The organism is Streptomyces sp. NPDC039736 (assembly GCF_055596485.1).
This window is the reverse complement of record NZ_JBVIUQ010000004.1, coordinates 284812-305621: the sequence shown is the minus strand read 5'-3', so window position 1 is coordinate 305621 and position 20810 is coordinate 284812. Positions and strand designations below refer to the sequence as shown.

Here is a 20810-nt window from a genome sequence, read left to right as displayed (position 1 = left end):
TGATGCGCTTCAACCGGATCCTGCTCTCCGCCACCCTGGTGGTCGTCGCCCTGGTCATCCAGGTCACCGTCCTCGCCAGACTCCAGCTCCCCGGCGCCGTCCCCGACCTCACCCTCCTGGTCGTCCTCGCCCTCGCCTTCGTGTACGGACACGTCAGCGGCGCCCTCATCGGCTTCGCCGCGGGCCTCCTCGCCGACCTCGCCCCGCCCGCCGACCACGCCGCCGGGCGCTACGCCCTCGTGCTGTGCGTCATCGGCTACCTCGCGGGCCTCGTCAAGCCCGAGAACGGCAAACTGCGTTCGGCGACCGCCCCCATGCTGGTGGTCGTCGGGGCCGCCCTCGGCTCCACGCTCCTGTACGCCGGAGTCGGCGCTCTCGTCGGCGACAGCGCCGCACGCCACGTCGGCCTCGGCGGACTGCTGTTCACCGCCGCCCTGTACGACCTGCTCCTCGCACCCTTCGTCGTACCCGGCATCATGGCGCTCGCCCGCCGCGCCGAGAACGACCCCCTCACCGAATCCTCCTCCTCCGGCTCCGACGTCTCCTCCGGCTGGCTCGCCGGCGGCACGGGGCTGCGCATCGGCGAGCAGAAGGGCGGCCTGCGGCTGCGCGCCGCCCGCTCCCGCGCCCAGCGTGCCGGACGCATCAAGGGAGTGAAGCGCCTGTGAGCAACATCCCCGAGACCGGGCGCACCGCCCGCGTCACCATCCGCCTCGTCGTTCTGCAGGTCCTCGTCTTCTCCCTGCTGCTCACCCTCGGCGGGCGCCTGTGGTACCTCCAGATCCGCAACGGCCAGGAGTACACCGACGAGGCCAAGAACAACCACGTCCAGCAGGTCGTGCAGCCCGCCGTCCGCGGCTCCATCCTCGACGCCCGCGGCGTCCCCCTGGCCGACAACGAGACCAAACTCGTCGTCTCCGCGTCCCGCACCGAGCTGATGAAGATGAAGGACGACGGCAAGGCCGTCCTCACCCGGCTCGCCGACGTCCTGGACATGCAGCCCAAGGACGTCACCGACAAGGTGCGCCTGTGCGACTCCAAGACGCCCCAGCCCTGCTGGAACGGCTCGCCCTACCAGCCGATCCCGGTCACCAACAAGGCCACCACGCAGCAGGCCCTCCAGATCCGCGAGCGCGCCGAGGACTTCCCCGGCATCACCGCCGAACCCACCGCCGTACGCCGTTACGCCGCCCCCGGCAAGGCCAACACCGCGCAGGTGCTCGGCTACCTCTCGCCCGTCACCGACGCCGAGATCGAGAAGGCCAAGGACAGCGACTCCCCGTACCTGCGCTCCGATCAGGTGGGACGCTCCGGCCTGGAGCGCACGTACGACCGTGAACTGCGCGGCAAGGCCGGTGTCACCCGCTACGAGGTCGACAACCTCGGCCGCGTCATCGGCCGCGCGAAGGCCGACAAGGCCGAGCCCGGCGCGAACGTCGTCACCAGCATCGACGCCCGCGTCCAGGCCGTCGCCGAGTACGAACTCCTCGCCGCCATGAAGGAAGCCCGCAAGGCCCTCGACAAGAACACCGGCACCAACTACAAGGCCGACGCCGGCGCCGTCGTCGTCATGGAGTCCAGGACCGGCCGCGTCGTCGCGATGGCGTCCAACCCCACCTACGACCCCAACGCCTGGGTCGGCGGCATCTCCGGCAAGGACTACGCCGCGCTCACCGGCAAGGACTCCAACTTCCCGCTCCTCAACCGGGCCATCCAGGCGCAGGCCGCCCCCGGCTCCATCTTCAAGGTGATCCCGACGACCGCCGCCGTCAACGCCGGGTACGACTTCAACGGCAGCTACCCCTGCCCCAGCTCGTACTCCATCGGCGGCCAGACCTTCACCAACTACGAGTCCAAGGGCCACGGCAACATCAGCCTCGGCGGCGCCCTCGAAGTCTCCTGCGACACCGTCTACTACGCCCTCGCCCACCAGCAGTGGCAGCGCGACGGCGGCACCAAGCCGAAGAAGGACGCCAAGGACTGGTTCTACAAGACCGCCCACCAGTTCGGCCTCGGCAAGGAGACCGGCATCGACCTGCCCAACGAGGTCCCCGGCCGCGTCCCCGACCGCCAGTGGAAGCAGAAGTTCTGGGCGGCCAACAAGGACGCCTGGTGCAAGCAGGGCAAGAAGGACGGCTCCTTCGTCGAGAAGATCGCCTTCGAGAACTGCATCGACGGCAACCGGATGCGCGCCGGTGACTCCGTCAACTACTCCATCGGACAGGGCGACACCCTCGTCACCCCCATCCAGATGGCGTCCATCTACGCGAGCATCGCCAACGGCGGCACCGTGCACACCCCCTCCGTCGGCAAGGCCGTCATCAGCGCCGACGGCAAGAAGGTCACGGAGATCAAGCCGAAGACGCAGGGCCGGCTCCCGATGAACGCGAGCACCCACAAGCTGATAGACGGCGCCCTCGCGGGAGTCGCCACCCGGGGAACGGCCGCCTGGAGGTTCCAGGGCTGGCCCCAGGACAAGATCCCGATGCACGCCAAGACGGGTACCGCGGAGGTCTACGGCAAGCAGACGACCTCCTGGTTCGCCACGTACACCAAGGACTACTCCGTCGTCATGACGATCTCGCAGGGCGGCACCGGCTCCGGTGCTTCCGGACCCGCCGTGCGCAAGATCTACAACGCGCTGTACGGACTCGACATGGCCGGCAAGTACGACCCGAAGAAGGCGCTTCTGCCGCAGCCGCAGAAGAACCTCCCCACGATCCAGGCGGACGGCTCCATCGACGCACCCGAGATCAAGCCCTACGTCCCCGCGCCCGACGAGCCCGTCGCGCCGGAGGGCGTCGCCGGCCCCCCGCCCGCCAACCCCGGCACCAGGGGCGGCAACCCCGCCGGCCGCGGCGCCGGCGTGCAGAGGGTGGGTGACTGACCATGGCAGGCAGCACCCACGGCTTCTCCGTCCAGCGCTACGCACCCGAGCGCGGCACGCTGGCCAGGCTGACCGCACGCGACTCCGTCCTGCGCCGCCTCGACTGGCCCCTGCTGCTGTCGTCGCTCGCCCTGTCCGGGCTCGGCGCGCTGCTGGTGTGGTCGGCGACCCGCAACCGCGACACCCTCAACCACGGCGACCCGTACTACTTCCTCCTCCGCCACCTCATGAACACCGGCATAGGGGTCGCGCTGATGATCGGCACGATCTGGCTGGGCCACCGCACCCTGCGCGGCGCGGTGCCGATCCTCTACGGGCTCTCGGTGCTCCTCGTGGTCGCCGTGCTCACTCCGCTCGGCGCCACCGTCAACGGCGCCCACGCGTGGATCGTCATCGGCGGCGGCTTCTCCCTCCAGCCGTCCGAGTTCACGAAGATCACGATCATCCTGGGCATGGCGATGATGCTCGCCGCCCGGGTCGACGCCGGCGACCAGGACCATCCCGACCACCGCACCGTGCTCAAGTCGCTGGGCCTGGCGGTCGTCCCGATCCTGATCATCATGCTGATGCCGGACCTCGGCTCGGTCATGGTCATCGCCATGATCATCCTGGGTGTGCTGCTGGCCTCCGGAGCCTCCAACCGGTGGATCTTCGGCCTGGTCGGCGCGGGCGTGCTCGGCGCCGTCCTGGTCGCCGTCCTCGGCCTCCTGGACGAGTACCAGATCAACCGCTTCGCCGCGTTCGCCAACCCCGACCTCGACCCCGCCGGCGTCGGCTACAACACCAACCAGGCGCGCATCGCGATCGGCTCCGGCGGACTCACCGGCACCGGACTCTTCAAGGGCTCCCAGACAACCGGACAGTTCGTCCCCGAACAGCAGACGGACTTCGTCTTCACCGTCGCCGGAGAGGAACTCGGCTTCCTCGGCGCCGGCGCCGTCCTCGTCCTGCTCGGCGTCGTCCTGTGGCGGGCCTGCCGCATCGCCCGGGAGACCACCGAGCTCTACGGCACCATCGTCGCCGCCGGCATCATCGCCTGGTTCGCCTTCCAGTCCTTCGAGAACATCGGCATGACGCTGGGCATCATGCCGGTCGCCGGACTTCCGCTGCCGTTCGTCTCCTACGGAGGCTCGTCCATGTTCGCCGTCTGGGTGGCGATCGGACTCCTGCAGTCCATCCATGTGCAACGGCCCGTCACCGCGTAACAGCGCGCCCCTGTTTGGGACCGGCCGCTGCGTCTAGATTCATGTCATGGCGGACACCAAGCGCGAGATCGAGCGAAAGTACGAAGCCACTCCGACCGACACCGACAGCGAACCCCGGCCGCCCGACTTCACCAAGGTGGCCGGGGTCGCCTCCGTCCAGGACCGGGGCGTCGTTCACCTGGACGCCGTCTACTACGACACAGCCGCCCTGGCACTGGCCGCCCACGGCATCACCCTGCGCCGGCGCACCGGCGGCGAGGACGCAGGCTGGCACCTCAAACTGCCCGTCGCCCCGAACGTACGGGACGAGATCCACGCCCCCCTCACCGACACCGACGACGTGCCGCGCACCCTGTCGGCCCTGGTGCGGGCGCGCACCCTGGGAGAACCCCTGCTGGCGACCGTACGACTGCGGTCCACGCGCCATGTGTGGCACCTGCGGGACGCAGCGGGAGAACTCCTCGCCGAAGCCGGCCTCGACACCGTGACGGCGCAGCGCCTCGACGGCGGCGACGCCCGCACCTCCTTCACGGAGATCGAGATCGAGCTCGCCGACGGCGGCGACCCCGCCTTCCTGGACGCCGTCGACAAGAAACTCCGCAAGGCGGGCGTACGGCCCTCCGCCTCCCCCTCCAAACTGGCGCGCGCCCTCGCCGAGACCGGCGGCGGCCCCGAGCCCCGCGCGGTGCGGGACGACGACAGCGCGGGCGGCCACGTCCTGGCGTACCTCCGCGACCAGATCGAGGCCATGGCCGTCCACGACCCCGCCGTGCGCCGCGACCTCCCCGACTCCGTGCACCAGCTCCGGGTCGCCACCCGGCGCCTGCGCAGCGCGTTCAAGACGTACCGCACCGTCCTCGACCGCACCGTCACCGACCCGCTCGGCGACGAGCTCAAGTGGCTGGCGGCCGAACTCGGTGTCGACCGCGACCAGGAAGTCCTCGCCGACCGCCTCCTCGCCCGGCTGACCGCCCTCCCGCGCACCCTCCTGCTGGGTCCGGTGCGCGGCCGCCTGCGCATCTGGTCCGTCGCCCGCCGCAGCGGCTCCCGCCGCCGCACCCTCGCCGTCCTCGACAGCCGCCGCTACCTGGAGCTCCTGCGCTCCCTGGACGCCTTCCTCGCCGCGCCGCCGCTGCGCCCCGCCGCGGGCCGGGACGCGGCCGCCGTCCTGCACAAGGCCCTGGTCAAGGACCACGCCCGGCTCGCCGACCGCACCGAGCACGCCCTCGCGCTCCCGCCGGGCCCGGAGCGCGACCTCGCCCTCCACGAGGCCCGCAAGGCCGCCAAACGGCTGCGCTACGCCGCGGAGTCGGCCCGCCCGGCACTCGGCAAACCCGCGAACAAGCTCCGCAGGAGGGTCAAGGAGGTGCAGAGCGTGCTCGGCGACCACCAGGACAGCGTGGTCGCCCGCGCCGAGCTGCGGAACCTGGCCGTCCAGGCCCACGCGGCGGGGGAGCCGTCCTTCGTGTGGGGCCTGCTGTACGGCCAGGAGGAGGCCCGCGCCGCGGACCGCGAACGGGAGCTCCCGGAGGCGTGGCGGAGGGTGCCGGGGGTGTGACCCGGCCGGGCCGGGGGGTCCCGCGGGGCCGGACGTGCACCGGCACCCCGTACCCGCGTTAGGCTTGAGGGTCCCCCCTGCCCGCTCATGAGAGACACCGCGATGCCTGTTGAGTCGGTCTTCCCCCGCCTGGAAGCCCTCCTGCCGCACGTGCAGAAGCCCATCCAGTACGTCGGCGGTGAGCTGAACTCCACCGTCAAGCCGTGGGAGAGCGCCGACGTCCGCTGGGCGCTCATGTACCCGGACGCGTACGAGGTCGGACTCCCCAACCAGGGCGTCATGATCCTCTACGAGGTGCTCAACGAGCAGGAGGGCGTCCTCGCCGAGCGCACCTACAGCGTGTGGCCCGACCTCGAAGAACTGATGCGCAAGCACGACGTGCCGCAGTTCACGGTGGACGCCCACCGCCCGGTCAAGGCCTTCGACGTGTTCGGCCTCAGCTTCTCCACGGAGCTGGGCTACACCAACATGCTCACCGCCCTCGACCTGGCCGGCATCCCGCTGAACGCCGCCGACCGCACCCTGGACGACCCGATCGTCCTGGCGGGCGGCCACGCCGCGTTCAACCCGGAGCCGATCGCGGAGTTCATCGACTGCGCGGTCATCGGCGACGGCGAGCAGGCCGTCCTGGACATGACGGCCATCATCCGGACCTGGAAGGCGGAGGGCCGCCCCGGCGGCCGCGAGGAGGTCCTCTTCCGCCTCGCCAGGACCGGCAACGTCTACGTCCCGGCGTTCTACGACGTCGAGTACCTCCCCGACGGCCGTATCGCCCGCGTCGTGCCCAACAGGTCCGGTGTGCCGTGGCGGGTCTCCAAGCACACCGTCATGGACCTCGACGAGTGGCCCTACCCCAAGCAGCCCCTCGTCCCGCTCGCCGAGACCGTCCACGAGCGCATGAGCGTCGAAATCTTCCGCGGCTGCACCCGCGGCTGCCGTTTCTGCCAGGCCGGCATGATCACGCGCCCCGTGCGGGAGCGAAGCATCACCGGCATCGGCGAGATGGTCGAGAAGGGCCTGAAGGCCACCGGCTTCGAAGAAGTCGGTCTCCTCTCGCTCTCCTCCGCGGACCACACCGAGATCGGCGACATCGCCAAGGGCCTCGCCGACAGGTACGAGGAAGACAAGATCGGCCTCTCGCTGCCCTCGACCCGCGTCGACGCGTTCAACGTGGACCTCGCCAACGAGCTGACCCGCAACGGCCGCCGCTCCGGCCTCACCTTCGCCCCCGAGGGCGGCAGCGAGCGCATGCGCAAGGTCATCAACAAGATGGTGTCCGAGGAAGACCTCATCCGCACCGTCTCCACCGCCTACGGCAACGGCTGGCGTCAGGTGAAGCTGTACTTCATGTGCGGCCTGCCGACCGAGACCGACGAGGACGTCCTGCAGATCGGCGACATGGCGGTCAACGTCATCGCCGAGGGCCGCAAGGTCTCCGGGCAGAACGACATCCGCTGCACCGTCTCCATCGGCGGCTTCGTGCCCAAGCCGCACACGCCCTTCCAGTGGGCGCCGCAGCTCAGCGCCGAGGAGACCGACGAGCGCCTCGGCAAGCTCCGCGACAAGATCCGCGGCGACAAGAAGTACGGCCGTTCCATCGGTTTCCGCTACCACGACGGCAAGCCGGGCATCGTCGAGGGCCTGCTCTCGCGCGGCGACCGCCGCATCGGTTCGGTCATCCGCGCCGTCTACGAGGGCGGCGGCCGCTTCGACGGCTGGCGCGAGTACTTCAGCTACGACAGGTGGATGCAGGCGGCCGCCGAGACGCTGCCGGAGTACGGCGTCGACGTCGACTGGTACACCACGCGTGAGCGCACCTACGAAGAGGTGCTGCCCTGGGACCACCTGGACTCCGGTCTCGACAAGGACTGGCTCTGGGAGGACTGGCAGGACGCCCTGGACGAGACCGAGGTCGACGACTGCCGCTGGACCCCGTGCTTCGACTGCGGCGTCTGCCCGCAGATGGACACCAGCATCCAGATCGGCCCGACGGGCAAGAAACTGCTGCCGCTGTCGGTCGTGAAGTAGCCGCAACCGAACCGAGGGGCCCGGCCGGGGAACGCATCCCGGCCGGGCCCTTTTTCCGTCCCGCCGCGAGAGCATCCACAAAGACCGCCGCGGCGTCCTGTACGGAAACGGGGGAGGAACGGCCATGGATCTCGACAAGCGACCACCCGGAACACCGGCGCCGGCCACCGCGGCAGCGCCGCCACCGGCGCCCGCGCCGGTGCGGCAGGAGGGCTGTCTGACGGCCTTCGTGCGGATTCCGGTACGGATCGTGGTGCTGGTCCTCGTCCTGCCCGTACGCGTGGTGTGGGACCTCGTGCGCACCGGCGGCGAACTCCTGCGGCGCACCGTGCTCATCCCGCTCGGGCGCGCCCTGGCCCGGCTCGGACGCACCCTGGTGGTGATTCCCGCCGGGTGGCTGTACGCGGCGGTGCTCACGCCCCTGGGACACGGCCTGAAGCGGCTCGGGCGAGCGGTGTTCGTCACACCGTGGGCGGCGCTCGGGCGGCACGTGGCCGTCCCGCTGGCGCGGTGGCTCCACCGCACCCTGCTGACACCGCTGGGCCACGGGCTGCGAGTGCTCGCGGAGCTGCTGTTCGTCTCCCTGTGGGTGGCGCTGTGGCGTCACGGCGTCGCCGCCCCCGGGCGCTGGGTCCACCAGTGGCTCCTGACGCCGCTGGGGCGCGGGCTGCGGTGGCTGGGGCGGGTGCTGGGCGCCGGGGGAGCGGCGGCGGGACGCGCGCTGTGGACGGCGCTCCGGTTCCTCGTCGCCCGGCTGGTGGTCGTACCGCTGGTCGCACTGTGGACCTGGGTGCTGGAGCCGGCCGGCCGGGCCGTCGGGTGGCTGGCCCGCCACCTCGGCAGCGTGCTCGCCGCCGCCGCGCGCGGACTGTGGACCGCCCTGAAGTGGACCGGCCGCACCCTGGTGGCGGTCCCCGCCGGGTGGCTGTACGGGGCGGTGCTCACCCCGCTCGGCCGGGCCGTCGCGTGGAGCGTGCGGACGCTGCTGGTGCGGCCCGTGCTGTGGCTGGCCCGCGAGGTCGGGGCCGCCCTCGGGGTCTGCTGGCAGGTCGCCGGGTACGTGTCCCGGGCGCTCGGCCGCGCCGCGAAGTGGCTGGCGTGGAACGCGCTGGGCCGCCCCCTCGCCTGGACGTACCGCACCGTCATGACCCCCGTGGGCCGCTGGCTGCGCGACGACGTCTGGCGGCCCGCCGGACGGGCGGCCGCAGAAGCCGGCCGTTCGGCCCGCGAGGCCCTTAGCGCGGCCCGCACCGCCTTCCGCGACACCCGCCGCGACCTCTGGCGCGGCCTCGTCGGCTCCCCGCAGCGCCCCCCGGCCCCGGCGCGCCCGACCGAGGCGTCCGCCCCGCTCCTGGAGAAGCCCCGCCCCTGACCCCCGCGCGGCACGGCCCGCCGACGCCCGCGCGGGACGGTCCGCAGGAGTGGATCACCCCTGCCCCGGGAACCAGCCCGGTCCCCGGCGCGTACTCTGGGTAGTACAAAGACTGCCCCGGCGCAGCACCCCCACCGAGGCCCCCTGCTCCGCAGGGCCGGACCGGAACGGGAGACGCCGCACGGGGACACCCCACAGGCCCGTGGGCGCGCGGAAGACGCGCCGCCCCGCACCGAGGAGAAGAACCACTGGGCAAGCGACAGCCCGAAGGCCCGCCGCCCGCACCGGCGGTGCAGCGCATCCGACTGCGCTACACCAAGCGAGGCCGCCTCCGGTTCACCAGCCACCGAGACTTCCAGCGCGCTTTCGAGCGCGCCCTGCGCCGTGCCGAGGTGCCCATGGCGTACTCGGCGGGCTTCACCCCGCACCCCAAGGTCAGCTATGCCAACGCGGCGCCCACCGGCACCGGCTCCGAGGCCGAGTACCTGGAGATCGCCCTCACCGCGCCCCGCGACCCGCAGACCCTGCGCGGGCTGCTCGACGCGTCGATGCCCGACGGCCTCGACATCGTCGACGCGGTCGAGGCCCGGACCTCCGGCCTCGCCGACCGGCTCACCGCCTCCGTCTGGGAACTGCGGCTGAACGGCGTCACCGGCGAGCAGGCCGCCAAGGCCGTCGAGTCCTTCCTCGCCGCCGGGACCGTCGAGGTCCAGCGCCGCACCAAGAACGGCATGCGCAGCTTCGACGCCCGCGAGGCCGTCGTCGAGATGGCCGCCGTACCGCTCGCCGAGAGCGTGGCCGCCCCGCAGGGTGAGGCAGGCGATAGGCCCCCGGCGGAGCCCTGTGCGATACTGCGGCTGGTAGTGCGGCACATGACACCCGCCGTACGACCCGACGACGTCCTTTCCGGTCTCCACGCTGTGGCCGACCTGGCGCCGCCGGTCCCCGCAGCGGTGACCAGGCTGGCGCAGGGGCTTCTCGACGAGGAGTCCGGAACGGTGACCGACCCGCTCGCGCCCGACCGCGAGGCAGTGCAGGCAGGCTCTACCACAGCCCCCGCAGCCGCCGCCGCGAAGGTGCCTGAAGGTTCCGGTTCCGCGTAAGGACAGTCGCCGCAGCGCAGCCCTGGCACTCGGGAGCCACCTGGGTCGGGCCGCGTAACCAACCGGACTTTCGCCAGGCCGTACGTCTCGTGCATACGGAACCGGCGAGCTAGAGATCAGCTCCCGTGCGGCGCCCGCGCCCCGGACGGTGGCCCCGCACCACGCGAGGGCCGCGGCCGGACCGGATCCAGGCGCGGCGCCCGGGAGCGCGACGGGAGAACCCCGCATGCTTGAGCCGATCGACCCCGCTGAGGCCGACAACACTTCGCCCAGCGACACCCTGCCGCCGCGCCGCAGGCGCCGCGCGGCCTCGCGTCCCGCCGGACCCCCCGGGGGCGGCGCGACCCAGCAGGACCAGCCGGACCCGTCGGATGCCGCCAAGACCGTAGAGGCCGCGGCTTCGGCCATACCGGCCGGAGAGGGTGCCGTGACCGACACCACCAACAACGCTGCCAACGCCGACACCACCGGCACCACCGGCACCACCGGCAACATGGCGAACGCCGGCACCGGCGACAGCGCCGCCCCCGCGCGTCCGCGCCGTCGTGCCGTACGCAAGGCGTCCGCCCCGGCGGGCCCGCCCGCCCAGGCCGCCGAGAAGGCACCGGCAGCCGCCCCGGCCGTCGACGAGGCCCCGGCCGCCGAGGCCGCCGCCGAGGAGGCTCCCGCGCCGCGTACGCGCCGTCGTGCCGTGCGCAAGGCCACCGCCCCGGCGGGCGCCCCGGTCGAGGCCGGCGCCGCCCCCGCCGTCGCCGAGGAGGCCCCCGCCGCTGACGAGGCCCCGGCCGAGGCCGCCGCGCCGCCGCGCCGCCGCGCCACGCGCAAGAGCGGTGCCGCCGCACAGCCCCGGACGGAGCAGAAGCAGGCCGAGCAGCCCCAGGCCGAGGAGACGCCCGCCCCCGTGGCGGAGCCCGCCCCTGTAGCGGAGCCCGCCGCCGAGGAGGCTCCCGCGCCGCGCACGCGCCGTCGTGCCGTGCGCAAGGCCACCGCCCCGGCGGGCGCCCCGGTCGCGGCCGCCCCCGCCGAGGAGATCCCGGCCGCCCAGGAGACGCCGGTCGTGGCCGAGACGCCCGCCCCGGTCGCCGAGACCGCCGCCGAGGAGACGCCCGCGCCCCGCGCCCGCCGTCGTGCCGTGCGCAAGGCCTCCGCCCCCGCGGGCTCGCCCGCGCCGGCCGCCGCCGAGACCCCGGCCGAGCCCGTCGCCGTACCGGAGGAGGCCGCGGCGGAGAAGGCCGTGCCGGAGCAGCAGGAACAGCCCGTCGAGGAGGCACCGACCGCCGAGGAGGCGCCCGCGCCGCGTACGCGCCGCCGTGCCGTGCGCAAGGCCACCGCCCCGGCGGGTGCGCCCGCGCAGGCCGAGGCCCCGGCCGAGCCCGTCGCCGTACCGGAGACCGTGCGGGAAGCCGCGGAGGAGACCCCGCGGGAAGCCGCGAAGGAGACCGTCGAGGACGAGGCGCCGCGAGGCCGCACCCGTCGTCGGGCGAGCCGTCCGGTCGCCACCCCGAAGTTCACCGCCGAACAGACCGCTCCTGCCGCGCCCGCCGCCGAGGAGAAGGCCGAGGAGAACGCGCCGCGTTCGCGCCGTCGTGCCCAGCGGCCCGCCGTCGCCGTCTTCCAGGCGCCGGTCTTCGCCGAGCCCATGTTCCAGACCCCGGAGACCGCCGCCATGGCCGCGGCCTCCGCGCCGGTCGAGGAGCCGGAGCCGGAGGACGCCGAGGAAGAGACCACCGAGGCCGAGGCCGTCGTCGAGGCGCCCGTGCAGGAGGCGGAGCCCGCGCAGTCCGGCAGCCGTCGCCGTCGCCGCCGGCGCGGCGAGAGCGCCCCGGCCGAGCAGCCCCGTACCGAGGTCCGGGAAGCCCCGCAGGACGCAGCCGACGCGGCCGACGAGGACACCGCGCAGGGCCACGAGGCCGACGGCCACGACGAGTCGGACGACCCCGACGACCGTCGCGCCCGCCGCCGCCGTCGCGGTGGCCGTCGCCGCCGCCGGGGCGAGGCCCTGGAGCACGGCGACGTCGAGGACAACGACAACGACAACGAGCGCGACAGCGGCCACAAGCGGCACGAGGACGCCCCCGAGCCGCAGCAGGACGTGGAGCACGCCTCCGACGAGGACGACTCCGACGACCACGACGACGAGCACCAGGCCGGCTCCGCCAGCAGCCGCCGTCGGCGCCGTCGCCGCCGTCGCAGCGGCGACTCCGGGCACGACGAGGTGCAGTCCGGCTCCGACGACCCGGAGCGCACCGTCGTCAAGGTCCGCGAGCCCCGCAAGAAGGAGGCCGAGCGCGAGCCGGGCACCGGCTTCGACGAGGTCCAGTCCATCAAGGGCTCGACCCGTATGGAGGCCAAGAAGCAGCGCCGCCGCGAAGGCCGTGAGCAGGGCCGCCGCCGCGTCCCGATCATCACCGAGGCGGAGTTCCTGGCACGCCGCGAGGCCGTCGAGCGCGTCATGGTCGTCCGCCAGAACGGCGAGCGCACCCAGATCGGCGTCCTCGAGGACGACATCCTCGTCGAGCACTACGTCAACAAGGAGCAGTCGACGTCCTACGTCGGCAACGTCTACCTGGGCAAGGTGCAGAACGTCCTCCCCTCCATGGAGGCCGCGTTCATCGACATCGGCAAGGGCCGCAACGCCGTCCTGTACGCCGGTGAGGTCAACTTCGAGGCGCTGGGCATGGCCCACGGGCCGCGCCGCATCGAGACCGCCCTCAAGTCCGGCCAGTCCGTCCTCGTACAGGTGACGAAGGACCCGATCGGCCACAAGGGCGCACGTCTGACGAGCCAGGTGTCCCTGCCGGGCCGCTACCTCGTGTACGTGCCCGAGGGCTCCATGACCGGCATCAGCCGCAAGCTCCCCGACACCGAGCGGGCGCGGCTGAAGACCATCCTCAAGAAGATCGTCCCCGAGGACGCGGGCGTCATCGTGCGCACCGCCGCCGAGGGCGCCAGCGAGGACGAGCTGCGCCGCGACGTCGAGCGACTGCAGGCGCAGTGGGAGGACATCCAGCAGAAGGCGAAGAGCAACGGCGCGTCCAACGCCCCGACGCTGCTCTACGGCGAGCCGGACATGACCGTCCGCGTCGTCCGCGACATCTTCAACGAGGACTTCTCCAAGGTCATCGTCAGTGGTGACGACGCCTGGCAGACGATTCACGGATACGTCGCCCATGTCGCCCCCGACCTCACGGACCGGCTGTCGAGGTGGACGTCGGAAGTCGACGTCTTCGCGACGTACCGGATCGACGAGCAGCTGATGAAGGCGCTGGACCGCAAGGTCTACCTGCCCAGCGGCGGTTCGCTGGTCATCGACAAGACCGAGGCGATGATCGTCGTCGACGTCAACACGGGCAAGTTCACCGGGCAGGGCGGCAATCTCGAAGAGACCGTCACCAAGAACAACCTGGAGGCGGCCGAGGAGATCGTGCGCCAGCTGCGGCTGCGCGACCTCGGCGGCATCGTCGTCATCGACTTCATCGACATGGTCCTGGAGTCGAACAGGGACCTGGTGCTGCGGCGCCTCCTGGAGTGCCTGGGACGCGACCGCACCAAGCACCAGGTGGCGGAGGTGACCTCGCTCGGCCTCGTGCAGATGACCCGCAAGCGGGTCGGACAGGGCCTTCTGGAGTCCTTCTCGGAGACCTGCGTCCACTGCAACGGGCGCGGCGTCATCGTGCACATGGAGCAGCCGACCGCCCTGGGCGGCGGTGGCGGCTCCAAGCGCTCGAAGAAGCGCGGCAAGGGCGGCAGCGGCTCCGAGCACGCCGACCATGCCGAGCACGTCGAGCACGCCTCCGGTGCCGGTCACTCCGAGCACTCCGCCCCGGACAACGGTTCCGGTCACGGGCACGACCACCACGCGGACGAGCCCCTGGAGGTGGAGACGGAGGCGGAGGTCGCCGCCGAGGTGGCCGCGCCGGTCGCGCTGCCCTCGCCGGACTTCGTACCGGACGAGGAGCTCTACAGCAGCGCCGCGGAGGCCGAGGCCGCCGCGACCCGCGGCCGCGGCCGTCGGCGGGCCTCGCGCAAGGCGTCGGCCCCGGCCGGTGCTCCGCGCGGCAGGACCTCGCCGGCGGACTACATCGAGAACGCGTCGCCGATGAAGGCGAAGGCGGCCGCACCGCAGGCCCCCGAGGCCCCGGCCGCGGAAGAGGCTCCGGTCGCCGAGGAGGCTCCGGTCGTCCAGGAGGCTCCGGTCGCCCAGGAGGTGGCCGAGGAGACCGCCGCGGCGCCGCGCGGGCGTCGCAGGGCGACCCGCAAGGCGTCGGCTCCGGCCGGCGCCCCGAAGGAGACCCCGGCCGACGAGGCGACCGCGGTGGAGCCGGCTGCGGCCGCTCCCGCCCCGGTCGTGGAGGCCCCGGCCGCTCCGGCGGCGGAGGCCGCCGCCGCTCCCGTGGCGGACGCGGCGCCGCCGCGGGCCCGCCGCAGGGCGACCCGGAAGGCCACCGCTCCGGCGGGGTCGCCCGCCGGGTCCACCGAGGCGGCCGTGCTCGTCGTGGACGCCGCGCCGTCGGCGTCCGCCGCGAAGGCGTCCGACGCACCGGTTGCCGAAGCGCCGACGGACGCACCGACGGCGGAAGCATCGGTGACGGACGCACGGGTGACGGACGCAGCGGTGACCGAGGCAGCGGCGTCGGAAGGCGACGAGGCCGCGGCCCCGGCCAAGAAGACGGCACGCAAGACCGCCGCCAAGAAGGCCGCTCCGGCGAAGAAGGCGGCGGCCAAGAAGACCGCCGCCAAGAAGACCGTCGCGAAGAAGACGGCCGCCAAGACCGCCAAGACGGCGACCAAGACGGCCACGAAGACGGCGGCCAAGAAGACTGCGAAGAAGACGGCCGCGGCGGAGCAGACGCTCCCCTCCGTGTCCGCCCCCGCGCAGGACTGACGCTCCACCGGTCCGCCCGCATCCCGGGGCGGCGCCAGCAGTACCAGCAGGGCTCGCAGTACCAGCAGTACTCGCAGTACCCAGCGGAACCGGCCTCGGCCGGAACCGGGTGGCCAGCGCCGATCGGGCGCTGGCCACCCTGGTATCCGGGACCTGTCCGAGATCCGCCCGGGGCCCTGCCCGGCCATCCGATCGGGGCCCGGGGCCGAAGGCCGTGAAATGACCCTGAACAACGGAGAGTTCGAAACCTCATGAGCAACAGCGCCACCCCTCGCCCCATACGCAAGGCCGTCATCCCGGCCGCAGGGCTCGGCACCCGCTTCCTGCCCGCGACCAAGGCCACTCCCAAGGAGATGCTGCCGGTCGTCGACAAGCCCGCGATCCAGTACGTGGTCGAGGAAGCCGCCGGGGCGGGACTCTCCGACGTACTCATGATCACGGGCCGCAACAAGCGCGCCCTCGAGGACCACTTCGACCGCAACTACGAGCTGGAGTCGGCGCTCACCAAGAAGGGCGACGCCGACCGCCTCGCGCGCGTCCAGGAGTCCAGCGACCTCGCGACCATGCACTACGTCCGCCAGGGCGACCCGCGCGGTCTCGGCCACGCGGTGCTGTGCGCGGCCCCGCACGTCGGCGACGAGGCCTTCGCCGTCCTCCTCGGCGACGACCTGATCGACCCCCGCGACCCGCTCCTCGCCCGCATGGTCGAGGTCCAGCAGACGTACGGCGGCAGCGTCGTCGCGCTGATGGAGGTCGACCCGGAGCAGATCCACCTGTACGGCTGCGCGGCCGTCGACGCCACCGCCGAGGGCGACGTCGTCAGGATCAACGGCCTGGTCGAGAAGCCCGCCACCGAGGACGCCCCCAGCAACCTCGCCATCATCGGCCGGTACGTCCTGGACCCGGCCGTCTTCGAGGTGCTGCGCAAGACCGAGCCCGGCCGCGGCGGCGAGATCCAGCTCACCGACGCCCTCCAGACGCTGGCCGCCGACGAGGCGGTCGGCGGCCCCGTGCACGGCGTCGTCTTCAAGGGCCGCCGTTACGACACGGGCGACCGCGGCGACTACCTGAAGGCCATCGTCCGCCTCGCCGCGGAGCGCGCGGACCTCGGCCCGGACTTCAAGACGTGGCTGCGCGGCTACGTCGCGGAGGAGATGTAGTCCTCCTCCGGCAGTCCGCGACGGAGCCACGGCGCCCTCGCGGGACGCCTCTCGGGGCGGTCACCCTCGTACCACCGGGGGAGGCCGCCCCGTACTCTTTGCCCCGCACCACCGCACGACCACTACCGCACGACCGCACGACCCCCGCGCGACCACGCACACCCCGCACGACCGCACGAAGGAGAACCCCATGATCGGCCTGGTACTGGCGGCGGGCGCCGGACGGCGTCTGCGTCCCCACACCGACACGCTGCCCAAGGCGCTCGTGCCCGTCGACGGCGACACCACCGTCCTCGACCTCACCCTGGGGAACTTCGCGAAGGTCGGCCTCACCGAGGTCGCGATCGTCGTCGGCTACCGCAAGGAGGCCGTCTACGCGCGCAAGGAGGAGCTGGAAAAGACGTACGGCGTCACGCTCACGCTCATCGACAACGACAAGGCCGAGGAGTGGAACAACGCCTACTCCCTGTGGTGCGCCCGCGACGTCCTCAAGAACGGTGTCGTCCTCGCCAACGGCGACACCGTCCACCCCGTCTCCGTCGAGGAGACCCTGCTCGCCGCCCGCGGCGACGGCAAGAAGATCATCCTCGCCCTCGACACGGTGAAGAACCTCGCCGACGAGGAGATGAAGGTGATCGTCGACCCCGCCACGGGCGTCAGCCGGATCACCAAGCTGATGGACCCGGCGACCGCCACCGGTGAGTACATCGGCGTCACCCTCATCGAGCGCGAGGCCGCCGACGAACTGGCCGACGCCCTGAAGGCGACCTTCGAGCGGGACCCCGACCTGTACTACGAGGACGGCTACCAGGAGCTCGTCAACCGCGGCATGACGATCGACGTGGCCCCCATCGGCGACGTGCGTTGGGTCGAAATCGACAACCACGACGACCTCGCCAGGGGCCGGGAGATCGCATGCCGGTACTGACCCGGCTGATCCCCTCGCCGGTCGCCGTCGACATCTCCCGCGGAGCCCTCGACGGCCTCGCTGACGTCCTCGCGGACCAGCGGATCTCCGGTTCGGGCGCGCTCGCCGTCGCCATCAGCGGCGGCTCGGGCCTGGCGCTGAAGGAGAGGCTCGCGCCCGTCCTGCCGGACGCCGACTGGTACCCCGTCACCGACGGCACCATCGGCGCGGCCGTGCGGCTCGCCGAGGAGATGAAGGGCCGCAAGCGCTACGACGCGGTCGTCGGCCTCGGCGGCGGGAAGATCATCGACGTCGCCAAGTACGCGGCCGCCCGCATCGGGCTGCCCATGGTCGCCGTCGCGACGAACCTCTCGCACGACGGCCTGTGCTCCCCGGTGTCGATCCTGGACAATGACGACGGACGCGGCTCCTACGGTGTGCCCACGCCCCTCGCGATGCTCATCGACCTCGACGTCATCCGGGACGCCCCGCCCCGTTTCGTACGCTCCGGAATCGGCGACGCCCTCTCCAACATCTCCGCCGTGGCCGACTGGGAACTCTCCCACGAGGTCAACGGGGAGAAGGTCGACGGCCTGGCCGCCGCCATGGCCGGGCAGGCCGGCGAGGCGGTGCTGCGCCACCCCGGCGACATCACCCAGGACGCCTTCCTCACCGTGCTCGCGGAGGCCCTCGTGCTGTCCGGCATCTCCATGTCGATCAGCGGCGACACCCGGCCCTCATCGGGCGCCTGCCACGAGATCAGTCACGCCTTCGACCTGCTGTACCCGCAGCGCTCGGCGCTCCACGGCGAGCAGGTCGGCATCGGCGCGGTCTTCGCGATGCACCTGCGCGGGGCGCACGAGGAGGCCGGTCTCTTCGCGGACGTCCTGCGCAGGCACGCCCTGCCGGTGCTGCCCGGGGACATCGGCTTCACCGTCGAGGAGTTCGTGGCGGCCGTCCGGTACGCGCCGCGGACGCGGCCGGGGCGCTTCACCATCCTGGAGCACCTCGATCTGTCGGAGAACGGCATCAGGGACGCGTACAACTCCTTGGTGAAGGCCGTCGGCGCGTCGGATGGACAGCCGTGACGGCGGGCGTCAGCCCGGTTTGACCCGCCGGTCGGGGCCCCGTAACCTTGACCGTCGGCGTCTTTTTGTGCGCCAAACCCCTGAGCAACCCCCTCCCGGATCACTTCGGTGCCTGCGGGAGAGGCCGCTCGTCCTGTTTCGCGCCGGAAGCGGCTGGCATCAGGGGTCCCGTCTTCGAGTGAAAGTGAGATCCGCGTGTACGCCATCGTGCGCAGCGGTGGTCGCCAGCACAAGGTTGCTGTCGGCGACATCGTTGAGGTTGACAAGATTTCCACTGCCAAGGTTGGCGACGCGGTCGAGCTTTCGACGCTGCTCGTTGTCGACGGTGACTCCGTGACCAGCGACCCGTGGGTCCTGGCCGGGATCAAGGTCACGGCCGAGGTCGTGGACCACCACAAGGGCGAGAAGATCGACATTCTCCGCTACAAGAACAAGACCGGCTACCGCCGTCGCCAGGGTCACCGCCAGCAGTACACGGCGATCAAGGTCACCGGTATCCCCACGGCTGCGAAGTAAGGGACTGAGACATGGCACACAAGAAGGGCGCATCGTCCACTCGGAACGGTCGCGACTCCAACGCTCAGCGGCTCGGCGTCAAGCGCTTCGGCGGCCAGGCCGTCAACGCCGGTGAGATCCTGGTCCGCCAGCGCGGCACCCACTTCCACCCGGGCACGGGCGTCGGTCGCGGTGGCGACGACACGCTGTTCGCTCTCGCCGCCGGTGCGGTCGAGTTCGGTACGCACCGTGGCCGCAAGGTCGTGAACATCGTTCCGATCGCCGGCTGAACAAGCCTGCTTTCCCGAGCACCTCGCAGAGGCGCTCGGTCGAGTGCCTCCACGAGGTGCTCGGAGCGACACACCGCACGTTCCGAGGGCGGACGCTCTTTCCCGGCTACGGGGAAGCGTGTCCGCCCTCGGCGTGTTACGTATGTAGACATTCCGCATTACCTGTACTGGAGGACACCCATGACCACCTTCGTGGACCGCGTCGAACTGCATGTCGCCGCGGGTAACGGAGGCCACGGCTGCGCCTCCGTACACCGTGAGAAGTTCAAGCCGCTCGGCGGCCCGGACGGCGGCAACGGCGGCCGCGGCGGCGACATCATCCTCGTCGTCGACCAGGCCGTGACCACCCTGCTCGACTACCACCACAGCCCGCACCGCAAGGCCACCAACGGCCAGCCCGGCGCCGGTGACAACCGCTCCGGCAAGGACGGCCAGGACCTGATCCTGCCCGTGCCGGACGGCACCGTGGTCCTCGACACGGAGGGCAACGTCCTCGCCGACCTCGTCGGCCACGGCACCACCTACATCGCCGGTGAGGGCGGCCGCGGCGGCCTCGGCAACGCCGCCCTGTCCTCCGCCCGGCGCAAGGCCCCCGGCTTCGCGCTGCTCGGCGAGCCGGGGAAGTCCGCGGACATCGTCCTGGAGCTCAAGACCGTCGCCGACGTGGCCCTGGTGGGCTACCCCAGCGCCGGGAAGTCCTCGCTGATCTCGGTGCTCTCCGCGGCCAAGCCGAAGATCGCGGACTACCCGTTCACCACGCTGGTCCCCAACCTCGGCGTCGTCACCGCGGGCTCCACCGTCTACACCATCGCCGACGTCCCCGGTCTGATCCCCGGCGCCAGCGAGGGGCGGGGCCTGGGCCTGGAGTTCCTGCGGCACGTCGAGCGCTGCTCGGTCCTGGTGCACGTCCTGGACACGGCGACGCTGGAGTCCGACCGCGACCCCATCTCCGACCTCGACGTCATCGAGGAGGAGCTCAAGCTGTACGGCGGCCTGGACGACCGGCCGCGCCTCGTCGTCCTCAACAAGGTCGACATCCCCGACGGCAAGGAACTCGCGGACATGATCCGCCCGGAACTCGAAGCCCGCGGCTACAAGGTCTTCGAAGTGTCCGCCGTGTCCCGGGTGGGCCTGAAGGAACTGTCCTTCGCCCTCGCCCAGGGCATCTCCAAGCTGCGTGCCCGCAAGCCGGTGGAGGAGGCGACCCGCATCGTCATCCGCCCGAAGGCGGTCGACGACAGCGGCTTCAAGGTCGTCAAGGACGAGGTCGAGAACGTCTTCCGGGTGCGCGGCGAGAAGCCCGAGCGCTGGGTGCAGCAGACCGACTTCAACAACGACGAGGCCGTCGGCTACCTCGCCGACCGTCTCTCGCGCCTGGGCGTCGAGACCGAACTGATGAAGGCGGGTGCCCGCGCGGGTGACGCCGTCGCGATCGGCTCCGAGGAGAACGCGGTCGTCTTCGACTGGGAGCCCACCGTCATGGCGGGCGCCGAGATGCTCGGCCGTCGCGGCGAGGACCACCGTCTCGACGCCCCGCGCCCCGCGGCCACCCGCCGCAAGGACCGCGAGGCCGAGCGCGACAATTCGCAGAAGGAATACGACGAGTTCAAGCCTTTCTGACGCATCGTCAGTTATTTGCTCGTCGGCTGTTCCTCCCGTCGGTGTCCGACGGGAGACAGGGGCCCGGCGCCGAGACCTCCCTCTCGGTGCCGGGCTCTTTTCCGTGATCCCGTCCGCCCGCGCCGCCGGGCGCCGGCCGTGCGGGCGGAAGTCCTTGCGGGCACCGGCGTTGCGGCATACCGGATTTCGGCATGCCGTCGAGCCGGGCGACG

General features: G+C 72.1%; 14 protein-coding genes. All 14 read left to right on the top strand.

Annotation, left to right across the window (positions count from 1 at the left end):
- The first annotated feature begins 2 nt into the window (after window positions 1–2).
- The 14 genes from mreD (at window position 3) to obgE (ending at window position 20598) form a co-directional block, all read left to right on the top strand.
- On the top strand, window positions 3–668 hold the full coding sequence (mreD, locus tag ACZ56L_RS14670; RefSeq protein ID WP_345223000.1) for a rod shape-determining protein MreD: 666 nt from the start codon (window positions 3–5) through the stop codon (window positions 666–668).
- Window positions 665–2887, top strand: a complete 2223-nt coding sequence (gene mrdA / locus ACZ56L_RS14665) for a penicillin-binding protein 2 (protein WP_345223002.1) — start codon at window positions 665–667, stop codon at window positions 2885–2887. Before mreD ends, mrdA begins: the two co-directional genes overlap by 4 nt.
- A 2-nt stretch (window positions 2888–2889) precedes the next feature.
- Window positions 2890–4092, top strand: coding sequence for a rod shape-determining protein RodA (rodA, locus tag ACZ56L_RS14660; RefSeq protein ID WP_471064216.1), 1203 nt, complete (start codon window positions 2890–2892; stop codon window positions 4090–4092).
- Between the two features lie 46 nt (window positions 4093–4138).
- Window positions 4139–5650 (top strand): CYTH and CHAD domain-containing protein, encoded by a 1512-nt coding sequence (locus ACZ56L_RS14655; protein WP_471064214.1) that lies wholly within the window; start codon window positions 4139–4141, stop codon window positions 5648–5650.
- A gap of 102 nt (window positions 5651–5752) precedes the next feature.
- Window positions 5753–7678 carry a TIGR03960 family B12-binding radical SAM protein gene (locus tag ACZ56L_RS14650; RefSeq protein WP_468686145.1) on the top strand — a complete coding sequence of 642 codons (1926 nt, stop codon included), beginning with the start codon at window positions 5753–5755 and terminating at the stop codon, window positions 7676–7678.
- A 124-nt stretch (window positions 7679–7802) separates the two neighbouring features.
- Window positions 7803–9050, top strand: a complete 1248-nt coding sequence (locus ACZ56L_RS14645; protein WP_471064212.1) for a hypothetical protein — start codon at window positions 7803–7805, stop codon at window positions 9048–9050.
- 290 nt (window positions 9051–9340) lie between these two features.
- Complete coding sequence (locus tag ACZ56L_RS14640; RefSeq protein WP_468686143.1) at window positions 9341–10153, top strand: TIGR03936 family radical SAM-associated protein; 813 nt, start codon at window positions 9341–9343, stop codon at window positions 10151–10153.
- Between the two features lie 226 nt (window positions 10154–10379).
- Complete coding sequence (locus tag ACZ56L_RS14635; RefSeq protein ID WP_471064209.1) at window positions 10380–15038, top strand: Rne/Rng family ribonuclease; 4659 nt, start codon at window positions 10380–10382, stop codon at window positions 15036–15038.
- A gap of 251 nt (window positions 15039–15289) precedes the next feature.
- On the top strand, window positions 15290–16198 hold the full coding sequence (gene galU, locus ACZ56L_RS14630; protein ID WP_401761355.1) for a UTP--glucose-1-phosphate uridylyltransferase GalU: 909 nt from the start codon (window positions 15290–15292) through the stop codon (window positions 16196–16198).
- Window positions 16199–16388: 190 nt separating this feature from the next.
- Window positions 16389–17126: a phosphocholine cytidylyltransferase family protein gene (locus tag ACZ56L_RS14625; protein WP_471064207.1), complete on the top strand. Its 738-nt coding sequence runs from the start codon at window positions 16389–16391 to the stop codon at window positions 17124–17126.
- Window positions 17114–18193, top strand: coding sequence for an iron-containing alcohol dehydrogenase family protein (locus ACZ56L_RS14620; RefSeq protein WP_471064205.1), 1080 nt, complete (start codon window positions 17114–17116; stop codon window positions 18191–18193). Before ACZ56L_RS14625 ends, ACZ56L_RS14620 begins: the two co-directional genes overlap by 13 nt.
- Before the next feature lie 195 nt (window positions 18194–18388).
- Window positions 18389–18709, top strand: a complete 321-nt coding sequence (gene rplU / locus ACZ56L_RS14615) for a 50S ribosomal protein L21 (protein WP_189824244.1) — start codon at window positions 18389–18391, stop codon at window positions 18707–18709.
- A gap of 11 nt (window positions 18710–18720) precedes the next feature.
- Window positions 18721–18978 carry a 50S ribosomal protein L27 gene (gene rpmA / locus ACZ56L_RS14610; RefSeq protein WP_018103204.1) on the top strand — a complete coding sequence of 86 codons (258 nt, stop codon included), beginning with the start codon at window positions 18721–18723 and terminating at the stop codon, window positions 18976–18978.
- A 180-nt stretch (window positions 18979–19158) separates the two neighbouring features.
- Window positions 19159–20598, top strand: coding sequence for a GTPase ObgE (gene obgE, locus ACZ56L_RS14605; protein WP_345223027.1), 1440 nt, complete (start codon window positions 19159–19161; stop codon window positions 20596–20598).
- Window positions 20599–20810 lie beyond the last annotated feature (212 nt).